Source organism: Elusimicrobiota bacterium, assembly GCA_041658405.1.
GTDB lineage: Bacteria > Elusimicrobiota > UBA5214 > JBBAAG01 > JBBAAG01 > JBBAAG01.
This window is the reverse complement of the sequence record JBBAAG010000149.1, coordinates 1-2,861: the sequence shown is the minus strand read 5'-3', so window position 1 is coordinate 2,861 and position 2,861 is coordinate 1. Positions and strand designations below refer to the sequence as shown.

At 43.7% G+C, this 2,861-nt stretch carries 1 protein-coding gene; it reads left to right on the top strand.

Annotation, left to right across the window (positions count from 1 at the left end; all coding sequences use genetic code 11):
• Positions 1-189: 189 nt before the first annotated feature.
• Positions 190-2,861 (top strand): hypothetical protein (locus tag WC955_13355; GenBank protein ID MFA5860042.1); only part of this gene is annotated, 2,672 nt, incomplete at its 3' end.

Below are 2,861 nucleotides of genomic sequence, written 5' to 3'. Positions count from 1 at the left end.
GCAACAGCACAGGCTAATTTGCAAGCGGCGCAAGCTAATTTTACAAGTGTTGATGGATGGTACCAAAACGAATGGAGTAAGTTGGAAGCAAGCACTGACCCATGGTATGAAGAGATGTCGGAATCGGACCCTACCAAGACAAATCGCGATGTAAGGAAAGCGGATTTAGTAGCGGTCAGACAGAAGGCCATGGATGAATTGGCTGCGGCTGAAGCTGTTTACAATCAAGCAAAGGCGGAAGCGGATTTAATTGCCCAGCAGAATCAAGGGCCTAAAGTTAATGACGAGAGAACCAACCCCGAAGGTTTTATTGAAGTTTTTGATGGTAGTAACTGGACATTAAAAGACGGCCAAAAGAGGCTCATTTTGGGGAAAAATTATATATCTCAAAACGGAATTTGGGCAGAGTTGCAAGAAGTAGGAGGCGGAGTTGTAACTCATACTTATACCATCACCACCGGAGCCCCCAGTATGTCTGTAACCCAAGGCACAACGGGCGGTATGACTTTTGGAGTTATTGATGAAGCCGGCCAAGGGGTGAGTGTAACTGACTCTGATTTTACTGTAAGTTCATCAAATAATTCAGTGGCCAGTGTGGTTATATATAATGGACAAGTGGCAATCCAGGGAAATTCTGGTGGCAATGCCACTGTTACGATTAATTACAAAGGAGTGTCTACAACTTTTGGTGTGACTGTAACTCCTGTTGAAACTCCTGTTGAAACTCCTCCGGTTATAGCAACCGGATACAATTTATCTGTTTTGCCGGGAAGTTTAAATAATTTGGATGTTTACCTGGTTGCGGCCAACGGGGGAGTGCAGCAACACTATTTCGCTTATGTTAACGGTTTGGGCAATTTAGCCGTCACTATGGATGGTCAAATTTATAATGACCAAGGCCAGAATATTACAGGAGAATTTTCACCGGCTGATGCTCAGTCCTTAGTGAGTGCATTTAACGATCCGACAAAATTAAAAAATCCTGCGAGTACTCCTGAGAGTACTCCACCGATTGCTAGTGCTGTGACAATTGCTTTTACCAAAACTGACGGAACCTCGGCCTCCAGTTTAAAAGCCGGAGAGAGTTGGAAAATTACCATCACCGGTGCGAAAGCTAATGCCCGAGTAACCGCGCAAACTACACAAATTACCGCAGACGGTCAAACAATTACAGGCGAGCGGGCGTTTGATGAGATTACTGATGGTAACGGCAGTTTAACAATTACAGATACGGCTTTGGCCGACCATGTTGGTACTTGGAGCATGCAAATTAAAGTTGACGGCCAGGATGTTGGAAGTGTTATTACTTTTACAGTATTAGCTCCAGAAGTAACGGAAATTGGAGCGCAAGCAACTTTAGTATTTCAAAAATCCGGCAATGTTAATGCCACGGGTTTGGGAATAGGAGAATCTTGGGCGGTAAGCATAACGGGCGCAAAAGAAGGCGCTCAAGTTACGGCACAGACTAGGCAAACTACATTGGACGGAAAAGTAGTTACCGGTTCACGCGTTATTGGTAATATTGATTCTCAAGGAAAGCTATTGTTTAGAGATACCGTAACCGAAGCTCATTTGGGAACGTGGCAAGTTGATTTTATGGTAGATGGAGTAAAAATTGGCGCCACACAGGAATTTAGAGTGGTGTACGGATTGCCGATTAACCAACAGACAAATACATTTAATGCCGGCTGGGCAATGGATGCAGGCGGAAGATTTTATAACACAGAGTTGGGGCTTTATTCCAATGCCGACGGCAGTGTGCAAATGAAGACCACGAATACTGATTTATTTGACGAAGCTGTTATCAAACACGCTTTGGGAATAACCAGTAATACGGCGGTGTTTATGAGAAACGTGTATGTATATGACGGATGGTTTTTAAACCCCGATGGTACGAGTGGGAGAATTCTGCCAAACCCGGTAAATCCGGATTTTCATGCAACACTGGAAGTTGCAAATAGGCTTGCTACTTTGCTTGGCGGGACAGTAAAGGCTGTTTATTGGGGTACCGGTGGCGGGCCGATGGTTCAGGTAATCGGAGATAAAAAACCGACAAGTGAAGCAGATCTTGCACCAACCTATATGATTAAAATTGGCAATTATGAGGTAAATGCCGGACTTGTAGCTAAACAGCTTTTGTTTAATGCCTATAACTCCAGTAGTACGTCGGTTGATAGTGTTATTAAATCAGTATTGGCCGATGCTGCCGCTTATAATAGCAGTGGCGTTACTTCCCAATCCGGTTTTGTTGAAGTAGATAATCCTACGGCTAATAGTACAGCTAGCGATGGCCAAGTAGCAACCGTTACTGGCGCGGTAGTGGGGGCTCCGACTTCCACAGTAACTACACCAGTGGCTTCCACAGTAACTCCTGACGCCATAAAAAATATTATTTCTCAATTCAAAGGCACTCCGCCAGTTGTTACTGACAGTAGTTTTATCCAAAATTTAAAAATGGTGGATATTTATGGTCATAGCGAACCTGTAAATTCATCGCACTATGCCACTTTGGAAGCGGCAGAGGCTATGGCAACATATTTGGGAGGGACAGTCGGACAAATAGACAATAGCAGTCCATTTTCCAAGGTGGTGGACGCAAGCGGTAAAACCATTGTTCAATATACGATTGTTATAGGAAATTATTCAGGCAACGCAGGATTAATACTAAATACTTATAAAAATAATTCTAAAGCTCAAGCTGACTCCATGATAGCTACGGAAATTTTAATGGCAAATAGCCCCGAAATTTATGCCAGCCTTTACGGATCCGTTAATACCGGGACAGTAACCCCGCCTGCCTCAACGGTTTTAGACGGTGATTCCGGAGTTGTTAATACAACTTTAACAATTGCCTCTGTAAT